The sequence below is a fragment of the Pontibacter sp. Tf4 genome (assembly GCF_014212495.1).
Lineage (GTDB): Bacteria > Bacteroidota > Bacteroidia > Cytophagales > Hymenobacteraceae > Pontibacter.
In genome coordinates, this window is record NZ_JACKZC010000007.1 from 45,108 (window position 1) to 66,196 (window position 21,089).

At 48.7% G+C, this 21,089-nt stretch carries 18 protein-coding genes; 9 read left to right on the forward strand and 9 right to left on the reverse strand.

What is annotated here, in order from left to right:
* Positions 1 to 71: 71 nt before the first annotated feature.
* From H7F15_RS12460 to H7F15_RS12475, 4 genes are all read right to left on the reverse strand, one after another.
* Positions 72 to 389, reverse strand: coding sequence for a multidrug efflux SMR transporter (locus H7F15_RS12460; protein ID WP_185197320.1), 318 nt, complete (start codon positions 387 to 389; stop codon positions 72 to 74).
* 67 nt (positions 390 to 456) lie between these two features.
* Positions 457 to 1,023, reverse strand: coding sequence for a Crp/Fnr family transcriptional regulator (locus tag H7F15_RS12465; protein WP_185197321.1), 567 nt, complete (start codon positions 1,021 to 1,023; stop codon positions 457 to 459).
* 11 nt (positions 1,024 to 1,034) lie between these two features.
* Positions 1,035 to 1,577, reverse strand: coding sequence for an ATP-dependent protease subunit HslV (gene hslV / locus H7F15_RS12470; RefSeq protein ID WP_185197322.1), 543 nt, complete (start codon positions 1,575 to 1,577; stop codon positions 1,035 to 1,037).
* A gap of 171 nt (positions 1,578 to 1,748) precedes the next feature.
* Entirely contained in the window at positions 1,749 to 3,566 is a 1,818-nt protein-coding gene (locus H7F15_RS12475; protein WP_185197323.1) for a glycoside hydrolase family 15 protein, read from the reverse strand.
* Positions 3,567 to 3,792: 226 nt separating this feature from the next.
* Between H7F15_RS12475 and H7F15_RS12480 the strand changes: the two genes are divergently transcribed.
* Complete coding sequence (locus tag H7F15_RS12480) at positions 3,793 to 4,341, forward strand: DUF922 domain-containing protein (protein WP_185197324.1); 549 nt, start codon at positions 3,793 to 3,795, stop codon at positions 4,339 to 4,341.
* Between the two features lie 497 nt (positions 4,342 to 4,838).
* Here the strand turns inward: H7F15_RS12480 and H7F15_RS12485 are convergent, their stop codons facing one another.
* Entirely contained in the window at positions 4,839 to 6,563 is a 1,725-nt protein-coding gene (locus H7F15_RS12485) for a pyruvate dehydrogenase complex dihydrolipoamide acetyltransferase (protein ID WP_185197325.1), read from the reverse strand.
* Positions 6,564 to 6,647: 84 nt separating this feature from the next.
* Entirely contained in the window at positions 6,648 to 7,313 is a 666-nt protein-coding gene (locus tag H7F15_RS12490; protein ID WP_185197326.1) for a histidine phosphatase family protein, read from the reverse strand.
* A 58-nt stretch (positions 7,314 to 7,371) separates the two neighbouring features.
* Here H7F15_RS12490 and H7F15_RS12495 point away from each other — a divergent pair, with 58 nt between their 5' ends.
* The 7 genes from H7F15_RS12495 to H7F15_RS12525 all read left to right on the forward strand — a co-directional run bounded on the left by H7F15_RS12495 (position 7,372) and on the right by H7F15_RS12525 (position 15,109).
* On the forward strand, positions 7,372 to 7,794 hold the full coding sequence (locus H7F15_RS12495; protein ID WP_185197327.1) for a PaaI family thioesterase: 423 nt from the start codon (positions 7,372 to 7,374) through the stop codon (positions 7,792 to 7,794).
* A 194-nt stretch (positions 7,795 to 7,988) separates the two neighbouring features.
* The gene (locus H7F15_RS12500; protein WP_185197328.1) at positions 7,989 to 9,167 is read left to right on the forward strand and encodes an isochorismate synthase; all 1,179 of its coding nucleotides are present in this window, start codon (positions 7,989 to 7,991) and stop codon (positions 9,165 to 9,167) included.
* A 158-nt stretch (positions 9,168 to 9,325) separates the two neighbouring features.
* Entirely contained in the window at positions 9,326 to 11,017 is a 1,692-nt protein-coding gene (gene menD, locus H7F15_RS12505) for a 2-succinyl-5-enolpyruvyl-6-hydroxy-3-cyclohexene-1-carboxylic-acid synthase (protein ID WP_185197329.1), read from the forward strand.
* An 852-nt stretch (positions 11,018 to 11,869) separates the two neighbouring features.
* The gene (locus tag H7F15_RS12510; RefSeq protein WP_185197330.1) at positions 11,870 to 12,325 is read left to right on the forward strand and encodes a DoxX family protein; all 456 of its coding nucleotides are present in this window, start codon (positions 11,870 to 11,872) and stop codon (positions 12,323 to 12,325) included.
* 187 nt (positions 12,326 to 12,512) lie between these two features.
* Positions 12,513 to 13,625 carry an AMP-binding protein gene (locus H7F15_RS12515; protein ID WP_185197331.1) on the forward strand — a complete coding sequence of 371 codons (1,113 nt, stop codon included), beginning with the start codon at positions 12,513 to 12,515 and terminating at the stop codon, positions 13,623 to 13,625.
* A 56-nt stretch (positions 13,626 to 13,681) separates the two neighbouring features.
* Positions 13,682 to 14,548 (forward strand): SMP-30/gluconolactonase/LRE family protein, encoded by an 867-nt coding sequence (locus H7F15_RS12520; protein ID WP_185197332.1) that lies wholly within the window; start codon positions 13,682 to 13,684, stop codon positions 14,546 to 14,548.
* Positions 14,549 to 14,719: 171 nt separating this feature from the next.
* Entirely contained in the window at positions 14,720 to 15,109 is a 390-nt protein-coding gene (locus H7F15_RS12525; RefSeq protein WP_185197333.1) for a T9SS type A sorting domain-containing protein, read from the forward strand.
* A 424-nt stretch (positions 15,110 to 15,533) separates the two neighbouring features.
* On the opposite strand, the gene hutG is transcribed toward H7F15_RS12525, so the two are convergent.
* The 3 genes from hutG to hutU all read right to left on the reverse strand — a co-directional run bounded on the left by hutG (position 15,534) and on the right by hutU (position 20,294).
* Entirely contained in the window at positions 15,534 to 16,508 is a 975-nt protein-coding gene (gene hutG / locus H7F15_RS12530) for a formimidoylglutamase (RefSeq protein ID WP_185197334.1), read from the reverse strand.
* Between the two features lie 168 nt (positions 16,509 to 16,676).
* A complete protein-coding gene (gene hutI, locus H7F15_RS12535; RefSeq protein WP_185197335.1) occupies positions 16,677 to 17,918 on the reverse strand; it encodes an imidazolonepropionase in 1,242 nt (413 codons plus the stop codon).
* Between the two features lie 663 nt (positions 17,919 to 18,581).
* On the reverse strand, positions 18,582 to 20,294 hold the full coding sequence (gene hutU / locus H7F15_RS12540) for a urocanate hydratase (protein ID WP_185197336.1): 1,713 nt from the start codon (positions 20,292 to 20,294) through the stop codon (positions 18,582 to 18,584).
* A gap of 120 nt (positions 20,295 to 20,414) precedes the next feature.
* On the opposite strand from hutU, the gene H7F15_RS12545 reads away from it, so the two are divergent.
* Entirely contained in the window at positions 20,415 to 21,035 is a 621-nt protein-coding gene (locus H7F15_RS12545) for a bifunctional 2-polyprenyl-6-hydroxyphenol methylase/3-demethylubiquinol 3-O-methyltransferase UbiG (protein WP_185197337.1), read from the forward strand.
* Positions 21,036 to 21,089 lie beyond the last annotated feature (54 nt).

The following is a 21,089-nucleotide window of genomic DNA, read 5'->3' on the forward strand; positions in this document are numbered from 1 at the left end:
GGGCAAAGATAAGCCTAATAAATGTATTTTGCCTGCCCGTTGCAGCTATAAGGTTCACCCCGCCTTTTTCCTTATTTCGATACCAGTTTAAGTCCGATAATGGAGCCGATCAGCAGGAAAATGAAGAACAGTCTCCAGAAATCGGCTGGCTCCTTATACAGGATCATGCCAACTACAACGGTACCCACCGCTCCTATTCCGGTCCAGACGGCATAAGCTGTTCCCATTGGGATAGTGGCGATCGCTTTGTTGCGCAGGAAGAAACTGGCAGAGATGCAGATAAAGAACCCTACCGACCACTTTAACTGAGTAAAGTTATCAGAGAGTTTCAGGCAGGTTGTGAAACCGATCTCGAACAGTCCGGCTACGATAAGATATATCCAGGCCATTGCTTTAAGTTTGTTTATGCAAAGATCCGGACAATAGGGCAAAAGAAATTTAACAAATGTTAAAAAGTTACCTTACCTCGGCCCGTATGCGGCTAAGTGTAACCTGCGTAACACCAAGGTAGGATGCGATCTGGCTGAGCTGCACGCGTTGCACCAGTTGCGGGTTGTGCTCAAGCAGGCTTTTATACCGCTCAGTAGCCGACTGAAACTGGAAAGCCATAAACCGCTCTTCCGTTTTGATCAGCTCGTATTCGGCCAGCTTACGCCCCCAGTTTGCCAGCTCAATGTTAGTAAGATATAGTTCCTGCAGGCGGTTCAGGTCCATTACGTAAACTTCCGATTTCTCCAGCAGTTCTATGGTTTCGTAGCCGGGTTTATTGGCTATGTAACTATAGTATGAAAAGATAAGGTCGCCTTCGGCCCCGAACCAGAAAGTAACTTCCTGGTCGTTGCGGTAACAGAAAGCCCGAGCAATGCCCTGCTCAATAAAGAAAACCTTGTTGGTGATCTCCCCCTCCCGGAATAGGATATGCCCTTTGGGCAGCTCCAGCTTCTCCATTAAAGCTGCGAGCTGCCTAAAAGTACTGTCTGAGATCGGGTAAAGCTGCCTGATGGCCCGGGCGATAGTTTGCACAGGTTTATAGTTTACTTGGCCGGTTTCTCGATGATGAGATTGTGGTTGGTGTAGATGCAGATGTCGGCTGCAATGTTCAGGGCTTCGCGCACCATTTCTTCTGCCGTTAAATGTGGGGCATGCTTCTTAAGAGCCAGGGCAGCCGAATGGGCAAACATACTTCCGGAGCCAATCGCTGCAATCTGATGATCCGGTTCCAACACGTCGCCGGTACCCGATATGATCAGCAGCTCGTCTTTGTTGGCCACTACCATCATGGCTTCGAGTTTGCGAAGGTACTGATCTTTGCGCCAGTCTTTGGCCAGCTCTATGGCAGCGCGTTTCATGTTATGCTGGTAGGCATTCAGTTTTTCTTCAAATCGCTCCAGCAGCGTAAATGCATCAGCGGTTGAGCCTGCAAATCCGGTCACCACTTTGCCATCCAGCAGTTTGCGGATCTTTTTCACGTTGCTTTTAGCAATGTGCTTGTCCATCGTGGCCTGTCCGTCGGCGCCCAGAGCTACCTCACCGTTATGGTAAATGCCTAAAACGGTGGTTGATCTTATCTTGGTCATGTGTATGCTTTGTTGGTTATAGTTTGCTGCAACTATTGTTTACAGCAGTTATCAGTAAAACTACGGTATCTTCAAACAAAAAGCCAACTCTATAGTTTGCGCCAAATTGTCGGTATCGCTTATAGTTGTTTTGTGGAATCTATAGTCTGAAACAGGCATAAGCTATAGTTGCTATAGTTTCTTTTTGTTCTCGTGGCCTTCCAGGATGTCATTTATGGTCAGGGCGGCGCTTATCAGGCCCAGGTGCGTAAAGGCCTGCGGAAAATTACCGAGGTGGTTACCTTTCAGGCCCAGCATTTCGGCGTACAGGCCCATGTGGTTGGCATAGCCCAGCATCTTATCGAAATATAACCGTGCCTTGTCTATCTGTCCTGCCTTGGCCAGACACTCCACATACCAGAACGTACACATCGAGAAAGTACCTTCATTCCCTTTCAGTCCATCGAATCCTTCGCTGTTACGGTAACGGAAAACCAGTGCATCAGACACCAATCGCTCTTCTATCCGTTTCAGTGTAGACAGCCAGCGCGGGTCCTTTGGGCTGATAAACCGGATCAGTGGCATCAGCAGCGTAGCGGCGTCTACAGTTTCGGCGCCCTTGTACTGCACAAAGCTTTGCAGTTCTTCGTTCCAGAACTCATGGTGTATCGAAAAAAAGATCTTGTCGCGCTCCACGCGCCAACGGGCAGGAAGCGGATACGAATGGTTTTCAGCAATTTTCATGGCCCGGTCTATGGCTACCCAGCACATCATGCGCGAGTACAGGAACTGCCTTTTGCCGCCACGCACTTCCCAGATGCCTTCATCCTCGCGGTGCCAGTTGTCGCAAACCCATTCCACCTGTTGCCGCAGGTCGTTCCAGAATTCAAAAGCGATGGGCGCGCCATACTTGTCGTAGAGGTACACTGCATCCAGCAGCTCGCCGTAAATGTCCAGCTGCACCTGGTCGTAAGCAGCATTGCCGATACGTACCGGCCTCGAGCCCTTGTAGCCTTCCAGGTGGTTCAGTGCGATCTCGTCCAGTTCCAGTTCACCACTCAAGGTATACATCAGCCTGAGCCTGCCGGCACTGTGTATGGCATCGCACTGGCGGTCTACCCAATCCACAAAGTTTTTGGCTTCCTGCTTGTAGCCCAGCCGCAGCAAGGTGTACACAGTAAACGAAGCATCCCGGATCCAGGTGTAGCGGTAATCCCAGTTACGTTCTCCGCCTAATTCTTCAGGTAAACCAAAAGTGGGCGCTGCCACCAGCGAGCCGTATTTGTTCGATACCATCAGTTTCAGCACCAGCGCCGAACGGTTCACCATTTCCATCCAGCGGCCTTTGTAATGGCAGCGGGCAACCCAGTTCTTCCAGTAAGCTATAGTTTCGTACAGACTTTTGGTCACAAAGTTTTCAAGTTCCTGTGTAGGTGGCTGCTCGTCAGCGGCGCGTTCCAATAGCAGATCTACTTTTTCGCCGGTTTTCAGGGTAAAGGTAGCCGTGGCATCGGCATTGGTAATCTGCAGTGGTGATGTGCTTTTTAACCTTACAGCCAGGCCATTGGTTTCTGTACAGGTAAATACGATTTCGTACTCGTTTACCTGGGTAACGGTGTGGGGAGAGCGGGCATAGTTAAAACGCGGGCTGCACTGCATCCGAAACGTCATATCGCCGTGCACGCATGACACGCGGCGAATGAGCCGGCTGCCTTTGGTCTGCTCTTCTACCGGCATAAAATCGGTCACTTCCCCTATCCCTTCATCCGACAAATAACGCGTAAGCAGCACATTGGTATCCGGCAGATACATCTGCTTATGCTTCATGTCATTGTGCGTAGGCTCTATCGTAAAATTGCCCCCTTTCTTTTCATCCAGCAATGACGCAAAAATGGAGGGTGAGTCGAAATCAGGAAAGCACATGAAGTCGATGGAGCCGTTGAGACCGACTAGCGCCACTGTGTTCAGGTCGCCGATCACGCCATGATCTTCGATGGGTAAGTATGCCATAGTGCCGTGTAGGTGTGTGATAAAACTGGTACGGCTGCTGTAGGTATGGGTTTATATGGTTTGCCGGTTAAGGGCATTGCCAGTTGCTTCTTTGGTGGTGGCTTATAACTGGCGTGGTGCTTAAACTATGCCCGACAGCTCAAATTAAATCTGAATCCCCCAGACACCAATTTCACACTTGGCCCGTTTTATGCTTTATAGAATGCAGTACAAAACAAAACTATACATGAAACGGACTTTTCTGCTCTTTTTGGGTTTGCTGCTGGGGCTGCAGGGTTTTGCGCAGGACTATAATGTGCTGGCTTACGAAACAGGCCGCAAACTAACGTGGCAGGACTTTAAAGGCACACCTAAACCTTCGGATGCGCACAAAGGCGCTGAGATCACGGTCAGTATTTTCCTGAAGATACGGGATACTAGTTTCTGGTCGGGCAGGATTACGTACGATGCGTATGCGGTGGCTTTTAAAGATGAATCGTGGGTAAAACCGGCTTACCGGGAGAACTACTCGTTGCAACACGAGCAGCTGCATTTTGATATTGCGCACCTGTACGCCGAGACCCTGGAAGTAAAACTAAACAGCCTGGACAGCAAAACATCGAAAAACGAAGCCGAGGTAGAAAAGATCCTGAAAAACCACCTGGCAGAAATGCGCCAGTTCCAGGACAAATATGACCGCGAAACCAACGGCGGCAACAACTATAAACAACAAATGCGCTGGGCCAGAAAGATCAGCAAAGCGCTCGGAATTATCAGTACACCGGTAGAAGTGTAACTATAGTTAAGCAAGCGATAAGTCTGAACCGGGATTAATGATGATTTAAATGATTTGCGGGACACATGCCGCAAGTTTAGCGACAGCGCAACTTGTGGCTGAGCATGGCAGCCAGTTTGTAACTGGCTTTGCTTTGCAAAAGCAATAACGGCGATGGCTGCAACTACTGATCTATAGTTTGATGCTGAGTTATAGTTCCTGCAAACTATAGTTCTAAGCTGGCGCGGATCTGCGATCCGTGACCTATTTATAAAGTTGGATCTGTGATCCAAATGGGCGGGACGCCCAACTATAGTTCGACACGAGCGAGGACGCTCGCGCCATATTACTCATCGCAACTATAGCTCTTTCAAACTATAGTTTTCTGCTTGTTAAGGAAGCCAGTTACAAACTGGCGCCAAGTTAAACCACAAGTTGCGCATCCGCTAAACCTGCGGTATTTCAACAAAAAAGCCTTTCCGTTTCCGGAAAGGCTTTTTCTATAGTTAAGCTTAGAGTTATACCAGTATTCTAACCGGGTTCTCCAGCAGGTTCTTGAATGTCTGCAGGAAGGCTGAACCAACAGCACCATCCACTACGCGGTGGTCGCAAGATAACGTAACTTTCATCACGTTACCGATCTGGATGTTACCATTTTTCACAACAGGTGTCTGCTTGATAGCGCCAACGGCCATAATGCATGCATCTGGTGGGTTGATGATAGCTGTAAATTCTTCGATACCGAACATGCCCAGGTTAGAGATAGTAAACGTGTTACCTTCCCAGTCTGATGGCTGTAATTTCTTGGATTTCGCTTTGCCACCCAGGTCTTTCACTTCAGCAGCTATAGTTGAAAGCGATTTATAGTCTGCGTTGCGCACAACCGGTACCAGCAGGCCTTCTTCTACCGCTACGGCTACACCAATGTTGATGTGCTTGTTGTAACGGATCTTATCGCCTAACCACGAAGAGTTAACCGCAGGGTGCTGACGTAATGCCGCAGCGGCCGCTTTAATTACTAAGTCGTTGAACGATACCTTAACCGGAGATACTTCGTTGATGCTGGCACGCGCTTCCATGGCCTTGTCCATGTCAATTTCCATGGTCAGGTAGAAGTGCGGTGCAGAGAACTTGCTTTCTGCCAGACGACGGGCAATTACTTTGCGCATCTGCGATACAGCAACTTCTTCGTACTCTTCTCCCGAAGCACCAGGTATAGTTGCCGGTGCAGCGGCAGGTTTGGCAGCCGGAGCAGCAGCAGCCTGAGGTGCAGGGGCAGCGCCTGGCTTATAGTTCTCGATGTCGCGCAATACAATGCGGCCACCTTCGCCGGAACCTTTAACCTGTGCTAAGTTAATGCCTTTTTCTTTGGCCAGTTTCTTAGCAAGCGGAGATGCTTTTACACGACCACCTTCTGTAGTTGCGCCTTCGGTTGCAGCGCCTTGTGCAGGCACAGCAGTAGTTTCTACTTTATCTGAAGTAATGGCATCAACACCAGCTTCAATAGCTTCGTCAGTCTGCGCGTTTTCCTGGCGCTCCTGCTTGTCGGCAGTGCCTTTATTGTCAGATGCATCACCTTCCAGCAGCGCTTTATAGTCTGCGCCTTCTTCGCCAATAATCGCGATGATCGCATCAATGGCAACAGCATCACCGGCATTTACGCCAGTGTAAAGCAGTGTACCGTCTTCGTAAGACTCCAGCTCCATGGTTGCTTTATCAGTCTCTACTTCGGCCAGCACATCACCTGATTTTACTTTATCACCTACTTTTTTCAGCCAGCTAACCAGTACACCTTCCGTCATGGTATCGCTCATCTTCGGCATTCTGATAACAGATGCTTTAATGTTGCTTGTATCGACAGAGGTTTTAGCGGCAGGGGCTTCCTGTTTGGCTGCAGCAGGTTTTGCTTCTTCTTTTTTCTCTTCTTTCGGAGCTTCGGTTTTGGCAGGAGCAGCGGGCTGAGCGCTTCCGCCTGCTTCGTTCAGCAAACCAGATATGTCTTCGCCTTCTTTACCGATAATCGCTATAACAGCATCAATCGGCACAGCTTCACCTTTTTTAGGTCCAATGTAAAGCAGCGTACCGTCGTTGTACGATTCCAGCTCCATGGTTGCCTTATCGGTCTCCACTTCGGCCAGCACATCGCCGGAACTTACTTTATCACCAACCTTTACAAGCCAAGATGCGATCACCCCTTCGGTCATCGTGTCACTCATCTTTGGCATTCTTATCACTTCAGCCATAATTTCGTATCGTTTAATCGCCCTGTCCCGGGCATCTCATAATCCGCCCAAAATTAGATTTAAAAATATTTTATTCAAACTATACTACCTAAATTGTTCGTGAGCACCCTGCGCGGCAATGTCGGGCAATTTGGTAACGTGCAGATGCTCTGTGTCGCAGTAGCGTTTTACGGTGAACATGCTGCCCGTGTAATCGAGCTGGTACAGGCACAGGTTGCGGTGCTCGAACTGGTCCATGCAGCGGAGCGGGTACTTTAAAAGCTGACACAGCAGAATGCGCATAGCGCGGCCGTGCATGCAGATCAGAATCGTTTCTTCTTCAGGGCGGCTTAGGATAGTTTCTATTACCGATACCTGTCGGGCCGCTACCAGGTCGGGACTCTCGCCGCCTTCAATGCAAACGCCGGTTTCACCGTCGCACCAGGTCTGCAGCAGGCCGTGGTAGTAGGCATCTTCTTCGGGCGTGATGCGTGTGCCTTCGCGGGTTCCCCAGTTTATCTCGTTCAGGCCTGCGTGTGTTTCGTGCGGGATGCCCAGATCCAGAAAACCCTGCACCGACTGAATGCTGCGCTGCAACGTGGAAGTATAAACTTTATTAAAAGGAACGTGTTTGTAATGCTGGAAGAACAGGTTTGCCTGCCTGCGGCCTTCATCGTTGAGGTGCGCATCTACGCCGCTGCCCTGCACAATGCCCTGCACGTTGTAATCGGTTTGCCCGTGGCGGATCAGGTATACTTTCTTAATACTCAAAATTCTTCTACTTTTGCTTTCAGCGTTAATTTTAGCGCGAAAATAGCCATCGCAGCCCATGGATAAAAATATTAGTACGTTAGAGCGCGTAAAGGAGTGGAATAAAAATACCATGGTAGAGCACCTGGGTATTGAAGTGACCGAAGTTGGTGAAGGCTTTCTGGCCGGTAAAATGCCTGTCGATTTCCGTACGCACCAGCCCATGGGCCTGCTGCACGGTGGCGCATCGGTGGTGCTGGCCGAAACGCTGGCAAGCATAGGTGCAGCCCTGCAGGTTGATCTAACAAAAAAAGCCTGTGTTGGTTTAGAGATAAACGCAAACCATATACGCGGTGTAAAAGAAGGCTGGGTTTACGGCAAAGCAACTGTTTTGCACAACGGCCGCAGCACGCAGGTATGGGAAACTAAAATTACAAACGAAGCTGGCGACCTGGTATGCATTAGCCGCATGACGGTGGCCGTTATCGACAAGAAAGTATAGTTGTTGGTTGTTGGTTATTAGTTGTTAGAGTACTATACTTTACCTCACCCCTATCCTCTCCGAGGAGAAGAATGTTTCGTAAAGGGAATTCTCCCCTTGAGGGGAGCCCAGAGGGGTGTTTACGCAAGCTGAGTTAATACAAATTTATGGGCCGCTAAAACTTATGTAAACCGGCTTAAATCAGAAATTAAATAATGGGTACAGATACCCCGCATTATACTACAAAACAAATTATTAACGCTGCTCTGGCATTGGGCCTTCCGGTTGCTGCCTGGCGCTTGCCGTTAACAAACGTTACACATGTCTGCATTTCATTAGAAAAGGCTCTCCAAATCGAACATCCAGAGCTTGAGAACAGCCCTTACGGGTTCCTTTTCAGCCCGTTTGTTACAGGTGAGCAGCCCTCTGTTTTTATTAAAGCCGACATAACCTATAGTTCCGAAACAGGGCTTTTGCAGTTTTCAGAAACAGTAGCGCAGGCACAACAACAGGAATTTATAGTTGCCCTGGAGAAAGCCCGGACCGCAAACTATAGCTGGCATCTGCACACCTCCGAAACCATCCATCAGCAGACTGAAACCGGTTTTAAAAACGCCGTAACAGAGGCCGTTAAAACTATAACTGACGGGCAGATGGAAAAAGTGGTGCTCTCACGCACTGCTGCAAAACCATTGCCTGAAAAGTTTGACCTGGTTGATGCCTATAGTTTGATGCTGGAGGCTTACCCGCGCGCATTTGCTACGCTGGTTTCTGTTCCCGGAACCGGAACCTGGATGGGTGCCTCGCCGGAGATTCTGGTAACTATAGATCCGGAACAGATTTTCAGAACGGTGGCGCTGGCCGGTACACAACCAGCCATAAACGGCGAACCGGTAGGCAACGCGATCTGGCGGCAGAAAGAAATTGAAGAACAGGGCATGGTGGAGCGCTATGTGCTGAGCTGTTTTAAAAAACTGCGTTTGCGTGAATATACCGAAGTAGGCCCAAGAACTATAGTTGCCGGTAACCTGATGCACCTGCGCACCGATTTTAGTGTGGATTTAAAAGAAGTGGATTTCCCGACGCTGGGCACCGATATGCTGCATCTGCTCCACCCTACATCTGCTGTTTGTGGCCTGCCAAAAGAGCCGGCCCTAAACTTTATACTTGCCCACGAAGGCTACAACCGAAGCTACTACAGCGGCTACCTGGGTCCCGTAAACTCACCTGATGGCACGCATTTGTACGTAAACCTGCGCTGCATGCAGTTGCAGAAAGAACAGGCCATTCTGTACGCCGGCGCCGGCATTACCGGAGAATCTGACGCAGATAAAGAATGGCAGGAAACCCAGCACAAAATGCAAACCATGCTTAAAATTCTTGCTGAATTTTAAGCAAATTTGAAGATGTGGAGATTTGAAAATCTGGAGATGAAACTATAGTTGTAAATTTCCTTAATTTCAGATTTCTACTTTTATCAAAACAGTAAGACCGTAGAGTTGAAGAAATTAATTTTCACATCTTCAAATCTTCAAATTTTCAAATCTACAAAATGATCATCCAGCCAGTTGTAAATATAGCCGAGATCTGTGCCCGTAAGGGAGTGGAAAATGTGGTGTTGTCGCCGGGCTCGCGTTGTGCACCTTTAACGATCGCGTTTGCGCGTCACCCCAAGCTGAAGGTAAAAACGGTGAGCGATGAGCGTGCAGCGGCCTTTATTGCACTGGGCATGGCACTTACAACCGGCAAACCAACCGTACTGGTCTGCACATCAGGCACAGCCGCTTTAAACTATGCGCCTGCCGTAGCCGAAGCCTTCTTTCAGCAGGTGCCGCTACTGATCCTCACTGCCGATCGTCCGCCCGAATGGATTGATCAACTGGACGGACAAACGATAAGGCAACAAAATGTATATGGACAGCACATTAAACAGAGCTATAGTTTCCCGGTAGATTTCTCGCATAAAGACAGTGTGTGGCACAGCGAGCGCATGGTTTCGGAAGCATTGAATGAAACGATGAGTTACCCTGCAGGTCCGGTGCACATCAACATTCCGCTGCGTGAGCCCTTCTACCCTGCTCCGGGTGAGGAACTGGTTTTTGATGCTAATGTAAAGATTATAGAAGAAGAACAACCAGACTATAGTTTAAGCGTAGCGCAGGCGCAGCAGCTGCAGCAGGAGATCAGCAACTATAAACGCGTACTGGTTGTAGCCGGTCAACAGAACCATACAGCAGAATTACAGCCTGTTTTACAGCAATTTGCAAAGCAAACCGGCGCCGTTATAGTTGGCGACCTGATCGCAAATGTGCACGAGTTACCGGAGATCATCCGACATCAGGATGCCATGCTTGCCTGTCCTGATCCGGAAAAACTGGCCGCTTTGCAACCAGATCTGTTGATTACGTTCGGGAAATCAGTTATCTCCAAAGCCCTGAAACTATATCTGCGCAAATACAAACCCAAGGCGCATTGGCACATACAGCCAGCTGGCCAGGTAGCAGATACATATCAGTCGCTGACTAAAATTGTGCGCTGTACGCCAAAGGCCTTTTTCTCCACTATAAAAGCTGATTCAGATAAAAACTATAGCTCCGCCTGGTCTGCTTTAGAAACAAAAGCTACCGGTTTTCTGAAGAGTCATACTTGTGAAGCAGCATTCAGCGAACTAACCGCTGTAGCACGTATTTTTGAAAACCTGCCTGCCCAAAGCAACCTGCATTTAGCCAATAGCATGGCCGTACGCTACGCCAATATTGTAAGTCTGGGTGCCGGAAAAAACATAGAAGTGTTTGCCAACCGTGGCACCAGCGGCATAGATGGCAGTAACAGTACAACTGTCGGCTGCGCCCTTGCAAGCAACAATATCACCACGCTGCTCACCGGCGATATGGCTTTCTTCTACGACCGCAACGGCTTGTGGCACAATTACCTTCCCCAGAACCTACGTATCATCATCCTGAATAACCATGCTGGTGGTATTTTCCGGTTGATTGATGGCCCCAAACAGCAACCAGAACTGGAAGAGTTCTTCGAAACAAGACAGACCCTGGATGCCGCCAACACGGCCAAAGATTTTGGAATGAGCTATAGTTCGTGTAGTTCGCTGGAAGAGTTAGAGACCATCCTTCCCTCCTTTTTTGCTGCAGATGCCGGTGCTGGTATTCTGGAGATCTTCACCGACAGTAAAGCCAACGCCACCGCCTTTGCCAACTATAAGCAGGAGCTGCTGAAAGCGTTGTAGTCTGAATCAGGATTTACAGGATTAAAGGATTTTCAGGATTGGGCTTTTGCTATAGTGGAACAGCTATAGCTTTATAGTTAGCAAACACACCCCTACCCCTCTCAAGAGGGGAATCTTGGCTATAGTTATAGTTTGAGTTATAGTTCTATAGTTGCTGTAATCAAACCACCCCTACCCCTCCTTATCCAAGGAGGGGAGCCTTGCTGCCCTACCATTTCACAGACTATAGTTTTATAGTTACAGTCCACGAGCAGGCAGGCGTAGCCTGACACAAGAAACTATAGCCACGAGAAAAACTGATCTACTTTTACCAAGAGCAAGCACAGCAACTATAGCTAAGGCAGGAGCTATCGAATGCGTTATCAGTCTTTGGGTTGAGCGCCTTGTAGATTTCCGGTGCCTGCAGGGCATTGCGAGGAACGAGCAAAGGAAATGTACACCGCACGATGCCCGAAGACGAGGCCCCGCGGCCGTGAGCGCACCAAAGCAAACTATAAAACGATAGGCTCTTAGAGCTCCCAGGGTTAAAGGTGGCTATGAAATAAACGGCTTGGTTCGAATGGTAGGCAAAGGCAGCTATAGCACTATAGCTCTTGAGCATCAACTTTAGTCTGAGATAGATTTCTCGCAACACTCGAAATGACAAGAAAAGGACACATAAGATGTCTCGGCTGCGCTCGACATGACAATAGTGGAAGTATTTGATATAAAAGATCTTCGGTTATCGCTCTGGATGATGATTAAGAAATCATAAAACCATAGCCAAACTATAACCTGTTACCAACTTATCCAAAATCTTGCAATAAACGTTTAAATAATTGTATATCAATTGTTTCATTAAATACTTTAGCCATGAACTTAACACACGACATGCACCGCGTAGAGCATTGGGCAGATTCCCACCATCCGGCCTGGCTCGATTTCCTGAGAATGGCGCTTGGCATTTTCCTGATGATCAAAGGCTTCATGTTTGTGCAGGACACAGAGGCGTTGTTCCGCATACTGCATAAGAGCCAGTTTCCGTGGGTTTCGGTAGGTCTGGCACATTATGTAGCGTTTGCGCACCTGGTTGGCGGCTTCTTTATTGCCATCGGCCTGATCACACGGATTGCCATTCTTTTCCAGATACCGATCCTGCTGGGGGCTGTTTTCTTTATAAACCCAAACCACGGCTTTTATTCTGAGAACACAGAGCTTTGGTCCTCCATCATCGTACTACTGCTACTTATCGCATTCCTGATCTTCGGTTCGGGCCGCTTTTCAGTAGACTACCTGATCCGGAAGCCAAAACGCGACTGGCTTTATTAATGAATGATTAATAATGAGTAATTATTGAGAAAATAATTATTCATTCCTGATTATTAATTAGTCATTATAATCCGCTTTTTCCCATTTTTGCAGATGCACGTACCGTAGTAAGTAGTGGCCTGATCTGGTGCTGTAACAGAAATAAAAAATTCCTGTTTACTACTTACTGTTAACTGATAACTGCAAAATGGCTGAGAGATACCTGCTGCTGAACGGCAAAAAATTTTATTACGACGAAATCGCGGAATATTCCTTCCGGAACAGCATTCCGCTGGATGGTTATGAATCAAAAACACTGGAATTCTGCCGCAGCTGGCTGACCGGTGTACAGGAATTCCCGATACAGACGTCAGGCTCAACAGGCACACCTAAAACCATACAGCTCACGCGGCAGCAACTCGAAGCCAGCGCCCGCAAAACGATAAACATCCTGAACCTGCAGCCCGGCGACACGGAACTGGTGTGCCTGAATACCGAATATATTGCCGGTATGATGATGCTGGCACGCGGATTTATGGCCGAAATGCAGATGATCGTGGTAGACCCTATCTCGAACCCGCTGAAACTGGTACCGGAAAATACGCCCATCGCCTTCGCCTCGTTTGTGCCCATGCAGTTGCAGAAGATACTGCAGGATACTCCGGAATTCATTCCGCAGCTTAACCATATGAAAGGCATTTTGCTGGGCGGCGCCCCGGTAAACTTTACACTGCAGCGCGAGCTTCAGAAATTAACTGTACCGGTTTACCACACCTATGGAATGACCGAAACAGCATCGCATGTGGCGCTGCGCCTGCTCAACGGCCCCGATGCTGCCGCCTATTATGATGTGCTGGATAACATTTCCTTAGGCTTTGATAACCGTGGTTGCCTGACCATACAGGGCGACGTGACCAACAACGAGCTCATCGTTACCAACGACCTGGTGGAAATGCTCACTCCTACCCGCTTCCGCTGGATCGGGCGCGTAGACAATACCATCAACTCCGGTGGTGTAAAAGTGCAGAGCGAGGTGGTAGAGGTAGCTGTGGCCGAAGCCCTGGCCGACCTGGACCCGATGCCGCGCTTCTTTATTACCTCGCAACCCGACGAGCTGCTTGGAGAGCGGGTAGTGCTGATACTGGAAACAGAACCGTTTACCGAAGACCAGGAGAAAGAACTGAAAGCGAGGTTAAAACAGCTACTCAAAAAATTTGAGCGCCCTAAAAAATATTACTACAGCCCTGCTTTCTCTGAGACACCAACCGGTAAAGTTTCGAAGCAGCGTACCCTGCGTAAACTTGGGCTGGAAGTACACTAAACAAACTGTTGCCCCGCCAAAGCGTAGGTAAGAGGTATAAACCAACAGATAAAATCATGCGGCTTATACTTCGCTATACTTTTGTGGGGCTTTTACTTGCTACGCTGCATAGTTGCGGCTCCATTTTCACGCCCAAAGGCCCCGTAGAACTTAAACAGGTCTGGGCTTCCGACAACACGCTGCGCACCCCGGAATCGGTAGTTTACGACCCGGACCGCGAGGTGCTGTATGCCTCCAACATCAACCAGAGCAACGACCGCAGAGATGGTGACGGCTTTATTTCGAAGCTTAACCCAAACGGCGAGATTGAAGAACTATACTGGGTTACCGGCCTGAACAACCCCAAAGGCATGGCCCTGCATAACAATGTGCTGTATGTGGCCGATGTAGATGAAGTGGTAGCCATCTCGATCCAAACCGGCGCCATATTAGGCAAATACGAGGCCCCGAAAGCACGCGAACTGAACGACGTTACGGTTGATGATGCGGGTACAGTTTATATTTCTGACATGGACAGAAGGGCTATTTACCAGATGCGCAATGGCCGCATTACAGAGTGGTTCGATAAAACCAGGCGCCAACGCCCGAATGGCCTTTACTGGGACAATGAACAGTTGGTAGTCGCCTTTTTCAGCAATGGTGATATACAGTTGTTGGATACAGAAACAAAAGAATTAAAAGATCTTACTGATAAGATAAAGAACGCGGATGGCATTACTAAGGCTGGCACAGACGGGTATTTTGTATCGAACTGGGAAGGCGAAGTATTTTATGTGAACCAGGAAGGTAAAAAATGGAAAGTGCTTGACACAAAAGGTAAAAACATGAACGCTGCCGACATTTATTACTCCGATAAAACACAGCTGCTTTATATTCCAACTTTTAAAGACAATAGAATCGTAGCTTATTCCGTTACTTTCTAGAGAGTCTATTTTCATGATGAAGGGCAGTTGACGTATGGCGGCTGCCCTTTGTTTTTGCCCGTCTTCCAACCTGCCTGAAAAAATTTTATCTCAGTAGAGAACTCAAGGCGAATTCTGGCCTTAAAAATGCAGTAGCCCTTGCTGAACGGTACTTTTAACTACGAGAAGTTTATGAAGACAAAACAAACCTATGCCTGGCTGATAGCTGTAACAGCGCTGATTGTAATGCAGACAGCTCCTGCAAAAGCCCAGAAACACGAGACAGAGGAACACGAACTGCATACCGCCTGCACCAATTACTCCGAAACCCTGTCTGGCATTTATCTGAAGCCGGATAAAAAGGGCACTTTTAAGCTTGATTTTGAGCAGGCGCTGAAAGAAGATGCGGTGCTGGAGATAACCAATACCGCCGGGCAGAAAGTGTTTCAAAAACCGGTTAACAATACCAAAACCCAGCACGCCTGGAGCTACAACGTAGGCAAACTAAAACCCGACACTTATCTGGTAGAGGTAAAAACATCCGATACTACTTACTGGACCAGATTCAAGGTCGGGAGGTAAAATAAAAAGGCCTTGCAAAATGACTGCAAGGCCTTTTTATATACCGCAAGTTTAGCGTTAGCGTAACTTGTGGTTATCAATGACGCCAGTTTGCAACTGGCTTTCTACACGAGCAGAAAACTATAGTTTTGCGGAAGCCTATAGTTGGGAAGAGCTATAGTTGGAATAATGACCATGGTACGAACGTCCACGCTCGTGTCGAACTATAGTTTGGGCCTCTGGCCCAGTTGGATTGCAAATCCAACATGATAGGTAAGGCACGGATCACAGATCCGCGCCAGCGTGAAATTATGGAGTTTGGCAAACTATAGTTCTATAGTTGCAGCTATAGTTTGCCTTGCTTATCCAAAACAAAGCCAGTTGCAAACTGGCACCAACGTTAACCACAAGTTACCGCTGCGCTCAAACTTGCGGTATGATACTTTTACACCTGACTCCATTGTTGTACCACATGGTAAAGCAGGGAGGCTCCCAATTTTGCTGTGCGGTTATCAATGTCGAGTTTTGGGTTGAGCTCAACAATATCCAGTGATAATAATTTGCCGCTTGCGATGATCTCCTGCAACAGGATAAGCACAATTTCGGGGTGGATGCCTAATGCAGCGGGGGCGCTTACACCGGGTGCATAAGCGGCTGCAAACACGTCCATGTCGATACTCACATACAATACATCTACCAGTTCCGTGAACTGCTGTAGTTTTTCGCGCAGCTGCTCGTAGTTGTACACCTGCATGGCTGGGGCAAATACATAGTTTACACCGTAGCTTTCGGCTGTATTAAACAGTTTATGCGTATTTCCGGATTGCTGAATACCCAGGCACAGGTAATTGAATTCTTTTCCATCTGCTACAAGCTCATCGGCAATCTGAAGAAAAGGTGTGCCCGAACTGGGTTGCTTCTCATAACTACGCAGATCAAAATGTGCGTCGAAATTAATGATGCCCAGTTGCTGCCCTTCCGGTAAGGCCTGTTTTATACCTAAAAAGTGTCCGTAAGCGGTTTCGTGCCCGCCGCCAAGAACTATAGTTTTATAGGTGTTTGAAAGCAGGGTATTCACTTTTTTGCCGAGCTGCTTCTGCGCTTCTTCCAGGTTCTGGTTGGTGCAGTACACATCGCCGGCGTCAAACAGCGCCACATCATCATCCAGGTGCCAGGCAAACGAGCCCATTGCCTGACGTAGCGCAGCGGGCCCTTCCACTGCTCCTTCCCTGCCCTGGTTACGGCGTACCCCTTCATCGCAGCAAAACCCCAGAAAAGCGATTGCCTGACTTACATCTGCCGGTTCGGTCTCTTCAGTCAGGTTCAGCTGCTTTACGCCCTGGTGCCAGCGTTTGCCTTCTTCGCCGTCGTGTGTGTCTATTCTGCCTTTCCAGGTGCTGGGTGCTGTGGGTTTATACATTTTAATTGCTGGTTGTTAGTTGTTGATTGTTGTTCTACTGTCGCGGATCTGTGATCCGCGACTTAGGTATAACGTTGGATTTGTAATCCAACTGGGCCAGAGGCCCAAACTATAGTTCGTCACGAGCGAGGACGCCCGCGCCATAATATATTTCAGGTTTTTCCTAATCTATACTCTTCTCCCCTGCTTCCAAACTATAGTTGGTTTCAGCTTACCCTGGAAGTAAAGTATCTCTTTATAGTTTGATGATTCAAATGCGATCATGTCGGCCTGGGTACCTTTTGCCAGGCAACCGCGGTCGGTCAGGTTAAGGGCTTTGGCGGCACGGGTGGTAATGGCAGCAAGTGTCTCGGCTATAGTGAGCTTTTCCGCTGCCCCGATCAGCGCTGCCTGCATAATCAGGTCGCCCATTGGCGCTGAACCGGGGTTCCAGTCGGTGGCAATGGCAACACAAAGTCCGCCATCCAGCATTCTACGGGCCGGCGCATAATGCATACCCAATCCCAATGATGCACCCGGCAACACAGTCGCAACCACACCTGCCTCTTTTAGTAAAGCAATTTCTTCATCGCCGCTGGCTTCCAGGTGGTCAGCGCTCACGGCACCTACTTCGGCAGCTACTCTGCTCCCATCGGTACTAAACTGATCGGCATGTACGGTTATATCAAAGCCTAACTCCTTTGCAGCTGTTAAATACTCCAAAGATTCCTGCTCGGTAAAGGCTGTGTCTTCTATAAAAATGTCCACCCGGTCGGCCAGTCCCTGTTCTTTCACCTGAGGCAACAGTTCTTCCAAAATGTGCTGTAAGTAAACGTTGGAATCGGTGTGCTCCGGTGGGCGCATGTGAGCAGCCAGGCAGGTCGGAACCAGGTCCAGCTCGTGATGCTTGTTTACCAGCCTGATCGCTTCCAGCATTTTCAGCTCTTCTTCTACCGTCAGGCCATAGCCGCTTTTTACTTCGCAGGTAGTTACGCCTTCATTCAGGTGTCTGTCGCAGCGTTTTTTCAGCAGGTCAACCAGCTCCACAACGGTTGCTTCGCGTGTTTTACGTACGCTGTCCAGTATACCGCCGCCGCTACGGGCAATCTCCAGGTAAGATTTTCCGGCCACACGCATGGCGTAGTCGTTGGCGCGAGAGCCTGCAAAGCATATATGTGTATGTGAATCGATCAAACCAGGCATGAGCACCATAGGTTCGCTTATTTTCTCGAGTTTGTAATGCTCTTCCTGCGCTACTTTCAGCAGTACATTATACTTGCCGATAAGTTTTATCTTTCCATCACAAACCACAACACCACCCTCTTCAATTACTTCCAGTTCTTCATCGGTAATCGGTCCGGCTTCCGGCAAATTAGCCATGGTCAGGATCTGGGTAAAAGGACCGATTAAAGTGTAGTTTTCGTGGTTCATAGTTTATAGTTGTAATTAGAAAGTTTTATACTGATGTTATCGGATTTATAGTTGAATTTTCTTGTCATTTCGAACACTCTTGAGGCGGAGCCGAAGAGAGCCAGCGTAGCTGTAGAAATCTATCTCAAACTAAAGTTTATATTCAGTCATGTCGAGCGATAGCCGAGACATCTTATAAGTCCTATAGCTAACTATAGTTGCCATTTGCCACAAGCAGTCTATTCTATAGTTATTGCTTATCCTGGGAGCTCTACTCACCTATTGTGCTATAGTTAGCTTTGGTGCGCTCCCGGCCGCGGAGCCCCGTCTTCGGGCATCGCGCGGTGTATATTTCTTTTGCTCCTACGTCGCAATGCCTGACGGCGCCAAAAATCTACAAGGCGCTCAACCCAAAGACTGTGATCACTCGATAGCTACAGCTCTTATAGTTTGATAGGTTATAGTTGCTTGGCGTTTCCGCGGTATTAGTTCCATGGGGACAGGTAAACCTGTCCTATTCGTGGTTTGAAACTATAGCACCATTGTTTAAACTATAGCAATAGCCGAAATTGTCCCCTTGAGGGGACTATAGGGGTGTTAAAGCAGCAACTATAGAACTATGGCTCAACTACTACAATGCACCAAAACTCCCTCTCCTGTTTTTAGGAGAGGGCTGGGGTGAGGTTAAATCTTCAACCCAAATTTTTCTGCATTATCCTGCGCGGTTTCATAGCCGGCGTCGGCGTGGCGGAAAATACCCATGGCCGGATCGTTGTGCAGTACGCGGCTCAGGCAACGGTCGGCACGTTCGGTACCATCTGCCAGAATTACCATACCCGCATGCTGCGAATAACCGATACCTACGCCACCGCCGTGGTGGAACGATACCCAGGTAGCACCACTCGCCGTATTCGACATTAGGTTAAGCAATGGCCAATCCGACACGGCATCAGAGCCATCCAGCATTCCTTCGGTTTCGCGGTACGGCGATGCAACAGAACCGCAGTCCAGGTGGTCACGACCGATCACGATTGGAGCTTTTACTTTACCTTCGCGTACCAGTTGGTTGAACAGCAAGCCAGCTTTTTCACGCTCGCCCATGCCCAGCCAGCAAATGCGGCAAGGCAGTCCCTGGAACGCTACTTTCTCTTCCGCTTCGTCCAGCCACTTGATCATGTGCTCATTTTCCGGGAACAGCTCTTTCAGGGCTGCATCGGTTACTTTTATGTCTTCCGGGTCGCCAGACAAGGCAGCCCAACGGAAAGGTCCTTTGCCTTCGCAGAACAGCGGACGCATGTATTCCGGCACGAAGCCCGGTATGTTAAAGGCATTTTTCTCGCCGCCCTGCTGTGCAAACTCGCGCAGGTTATTTCCATAATCAAAGGTGCGACTCCCGCGCTTCTGTAATTCCAGCATAAAGCCCACGTGGCGCGCCATGCTCTTCAGAGAGCGGGCTTTGTATTCCTGCGGATCGCTTTCGCGCAGTGCCTTTGCTTCTTCTAACGTCAGGCCGTTTGGTACATAACCGTTAATCGGGTCGTGTGCCGAAGTCTGGTCTGTTAAAATCTCCGGGGTAATGTTATCCTGAATCAGTCTTTCCAGCACATCGCCGATATCGCCAACCAGACCAATTGAGATCGCTTCGCCTTTTTCCTTGGCTTCTAAGGCCCAGCGCTTGGCTTCCTCGTAGTCGTAGGTCATTTTGTCGATGTAGCGGGTTTCGAGGCGTTTTTTGATGCGCTCCGGATCGATATCAACACCCAGGAAAGTAGCGCCGGCTATAGTTGCCGCCAGTGGTTGTGCGCCACCCATACCGCCTAAACCGCCGGTTACCAGCAGTTTGTGACGCAGGTCGCCGTTAAAGTGTATTCTTCCGCAGGCAGCAAAGGTCTCGTACGTACCCTGCAAAATACCCTGCGTACCAATGTAAATCCAGCTGCCGGCTGTCATCTGCCCGTACATCATCAGGCCACGCTCGCGCAACTCGTTAAAGTGCTCCCAGGTAGCCCAATGCGGTACCAAGTTTGAGTTGGCAATTAGCACACGTGGCGCTTCGGCATGGGTTCTTACTTTACCAACCGGCTTGCCCGACTGCACCAGCAAACTCTCGTCTTCTTCCAGGTTCAGCAGCACTTCAATTATCTTCTGCGCGTCCTGTACCGTGCGCGCCGCTTGCCCAATACCACCATACACAACCAGCCTCGAAGGGTCTTCAGCTACTTCGTCGGTCAGGTTGTTGAGGAACATGCGCAGGGCTGCCTCCGATTGCCAGTTTTTGGCGTTCAGTTCCGGGCCGGTTGGCGGAATATAAGTCGGATGATTGGCGTATTTCTGTATAAACTCGCTAACCGATAAGCCGGAGCGTTGAATCGTTTCTGTTACTGGTGCAGTATTCATAGTTTGTCTTAAAATATATGCTACTTCAATATTCTTAAAAATAAAGCAAAAAGGATAGCAAAATCGTCTTAATTTAGGGTAAATGCTTCCTCGCTGAAGTTATCTGTAACTATAAACGCCATGTTCCATCTGCCCATTACTTCTTTAAAAGCACAATTCGGCGATATCGATATTTACCTGTTCGACCAGCTGTTGAAAGGACGGATACAGAAAGGCATGAAGCTGCTTGATGCTGGTTGTGGCAACGGCAGAAACGTGTATTACCTGATGCAGGCCGGCGTAAAAGTGTACGGAGCCGATGTTTCAGAAACAGCTATCGAAAAGGTAAAGCAACTGGCAAGAGAGTTGGCTCCTACCCTGCCTGCACGCAATTATTTAGTTGCTGACTTGGAGAATTTACCTTTTGAGAACGCTGCTTTTGATGTTGTGATCTGCAGTGCCGTACTCCATTTTGCCAGAAGTGAGGAACACTTTAAAACTATAGTTTCCGAGCTATGGCGTGTGCTGAAACCGGGCGGCATGCTGTTTTGCAGGTTCAGTACAACGATAGGTTTGGAAGGGAAATTACAGCATCTGGAGGGCCGCTTCTACCGCATGGCACACGGGCCAGTCTGGTTTTTAGCAGACGAGCAGATGTTAATAGAACTGGAAAAGCAACTTGGCGCAGAACGCCTTGATCCACTGAAAACAACTATAGTTGAACAAGATAGAAGCATGACGACGTGGGTGCTTAAGAAATAGTAGTTTCATGGCGCGAGTGTCTTCGCTCGTGTCGAACTATAGTTGGGCGTCCCG

Bases quoted from the DNA above. Each gene is read 5' to 3' on its own strand.
- H7F15_RS12520 (WP_185197332.1), top strand. From the start codon at position 13,682: ATGCGGCTTATACTTCGCTATACTTTTGTGGGGCTTTTACTTGCTACG.
- hutG (WP_185197334.1), bottom strand. From the start codon at position 16,508: ATGTATAAACCCACAGCACCCAGCACCTGGAAAGGCAGAATAGACACA.
- H7F15_RS12495 (WP_185197327.1), top strand. From the start codon at position 7,372: ATGGATAAAAATATTAGTACGTTAGAGCGCGTAAAGGAGTGGAATAAA.
- hutU (WP_185197336.1), bottom strand. From the start codon at position 20,294: ATGAATACTGCACCAGTAACAGAAACGATTCAACGCTCCGGCTTATCG.
- H7F15_RS12500 (WP_185197328.1), top strand. From the start codon at position 7,989: ATGGGTACAGATACCCCGCATTATACTACAAAACAAATTATTAACGCT.
- H7F15_RS12525 (WP_185197333.1), top strand. From the start codon at position 14,720: ATGAAGACAAAACAAACCTATGCCTGGCTGATAGCTGTAACAGCGCTG.
- H7F15_RS12480 (WP_185197324.1), top strand. From the start codon at position 3,793: ATGAAACGGACTTTTCTGCTCTTTTTGGGTTTGCTGCTGGGGCTGCAG.
- hslV (WP_185197322.1), bottom strand. From the start codon at position 1,577: ATGACCAAGATAAGATCAACCACCGTTTTAGGCATTTACCATAACGGT.
- H7F15_RS12460 (WP_185197320.1), bottom strand. From the start codon at position 389: ATGGCCTGGATATATCTTATCGTAGCCGGACTGTTCGAGATCGGTTTC.
- H7F15_RS12475 (WP_185197323.1), bottom strand. From the start codon at position 3,566: ATGGCATACTTACCCATCGAAGATCATGGCGTGATCGGCGACCTGAAC.
- H7F15_RS12485 (WP_185197325.1), bottom strand. From the start codon at position 6,563: ATGGCTGAAGTGATAAGAATGCCAAAGATGAGTGACACGATGACCGAA.
- H7F15_RS12510 (WP_185197330.1), top strand. From the start codon at position 11,870: ATGAACTTAACACACGACATGCACCGCGTAGAGCATTGGGCAGATTCC.
- menD (WP_185197329.1), top strand. From the start codon at position 9,326: ATGATCATCCAGCCAGTTGTAAATATAGCCGAGATCTGTGCCCGTAAG.
- H7F15_RS12545 (WP_185197337.1), top strand. From the start codon at position 20,415: ATGTTCCATCTGCCCATTACTTCTTTAAAAGCACAATTCGGCGATATC.
- hutI (WP_185197335.1), bottom strand. From the start codon at position 17,918: ATGAACCACGAAAACTACACTTTAATCGGTCCTTTTACCCAGATCCTG.
- H7F15_RS12515 (WP_185197331.1), top strand. From the start codon at position 12,513: ATGGCTGAGAGATACCTGCTGCTGAACGGCAAAAAATTTTATTACGAC.